Annotated in this window: 1 protein-coding gene and 3 pseudogenes; 3 read left to right on the top strand and 1 reads right to left on the bottom strand. The window is 64.2% G+C overall.

Going from position 1 to position 1,488, the window contains the following annotated elements; all coding sequences use genetic code 11:
* From ABT116_RS45690 to ABT116_RS45680, 3 genes and pseudogenes are all read left to right on the top strand, one after another.
* A pseudogene (locus ABT116_RS45690) lies at positions 1-94 on the top strand (polyphosphate kinase 2 family protein); the annotation flags it as partial.
* Between the two features lie 62 nt (positions 95-156).
* The gene (fabG, locus tag ABT116_RS45685) at positions 157-915 is read left to right on the top strand and encodes a 3-oxoacyl-ACP reductase FabG (RefSeq protein WP_019745698.1); all 759 of its coding nucleotides are present in this window, start codon (positions 157-159) and stop codon (positions 913-915) included.
* 28 nt (positions 916-943) lie between these two features.
* Positions 944-1,393: pseudogene (locus tag ABT116_RS45680) on the top strand (acyl-CoA dehydrogenase family protein); the annotation flags it as partial.
* Here the strand turns inward: ABT116_RS45680 and ABT116_RS45675 are convergent.
* Positions 1,394-1,488 (bottom strand): annotated as a pseudogene (locus tag ABT116_RS45675) (class I tRNA ligase family protein); the annotation flags it as partial.

Below are 1,488 nucleotides of genomic sequence, written 5' to 3'. Positions count from 1 at the left end.
GCCCGCGTTCCAGGAGGCCTACGAGATCGCCCTGGAGCGCTGCGGCACCTCGAACGCCCCCTGGTACCTGATCCCGGCCGACCACAAGTGGTACATCAGGCCGGGATCTGACGAGATCGTCCGGTGTCCGTCGAATCACGAAAGTATGGAGGGCCAGTGAGCCAGGAACGTAGAACCGCAATTGTCACGGGTGCAGCACGCGGAATCGGTGCGGCCGTAGCGAAGCGACTGTCGGAAGACGGTTTTGCCGTCGCCGTGCTCGACCTCGACGAAGCGGCGTGTGCCGGAACCGTCGACGCGATCAAGGCTGCAGGCGGCCAGGGCTTGGCCGTCGGCGCTGACGTCTCCGACGAGGCTTCGGTTGCTGCAGCGGTGGATCGTGTTGCCGCAGAACTGGGTGCACCTACCGTGCTGATCAACAATGCCGGCATCACTCGCGACAACCTTCTGTTCAAGATGAGCGTTGCCGAGTGGGATTCGGTGATGAACGTCCACCTGCGTGGAGCGTTCCTCATGTCGCGTGCGGTGCAGAAGTACATGGTGGAAGCGAAGTTCGGCCGCATCGTGAACCTCTCGAGCACGTCGGCTCTCGGCAACCGCGGACAGGTCAACTACTCCGCAGCCAAGGCCGGGATGCAGGGATTCACCAAGACGTTGGCCTTCGAGCTGGGCAAGTTCGGCGTCACCGCCAACGCCATTGCCCCCGGATTCATCGAAACCGAGATGACCGCCGCAACGGCCGAGCGCATGGGAGTCGGCTTCGAGGACTTCAAGACCGCTGCCGCTTCGCAGATTCCGGTCAACCGCGTCGGTCAGCCCGAGGACATCGCGCACACCGCGTCGTTCTTCGTCAGTGAAGGCGCGGGCTTCGTTTCCGGTCAGGTCGTCTACGTCGCCGGTGGACCGAAGGACTGACAGTCCGCTCACCGCTCGAACCGAAGGAATGGGCATGGCTTTCGACGAAGAGGCAGTATCGCGTGACATCACCGACAAGGTGAACGCGCTTCTCGCGGAAAACGATCCGAGCAGTGTGTCGGTATCGGATTTCCTCGGCGCACGATTCGACGCCGGACTGGCGTGGGTTCATTTCCCCGAAGGTCATGGGGGACTCGGTGTACCGCAGAGCTTTCAGCGGCAGGTGAACGCTCAGCTGGAGGCTGCCGGTGCACCCGGCCCGGCCACCGGCAAGAACGGGATCGGACTGGGCATGGCGGCACCGACCATCGCTGCCTTCGGTACCGAGGAGCAGAAGCAGAAGTTCCTGCGCCCGTTGTGGACTGCGGAGACGGTCTACTGCCAGCTGTTCAGTGAGCCGGGCGCAGGTTCGGACCTTGCGGCGGTCGCTACCCGTGCCGTCCGCGACGGCGACGACTGGATAGTCAACGGGCAGAAGGCCGATGTACTCGATCGGGGCGTCGAACCAGACGTAGAAGACCTTGCCCTCCGCGGCGAGGTCCGGCCAGGTGTCGGCGGGGACCGGGACGCCCC

It is taken from the genome of Streptomyces sp. NPDC002130 (assembly GCF_040296465.1).
In the GTDB taxonomy this organism is placed as follows: Bacteria; Actinomycetota; Actinomycetes; order Streptomycetales; family Streptomycetaceae; genus Streptomyces.
Note: the sequence above shows the minus strand (reverse complement) of the source record. Positions and strands in the feature narration are given on the sequence as shown.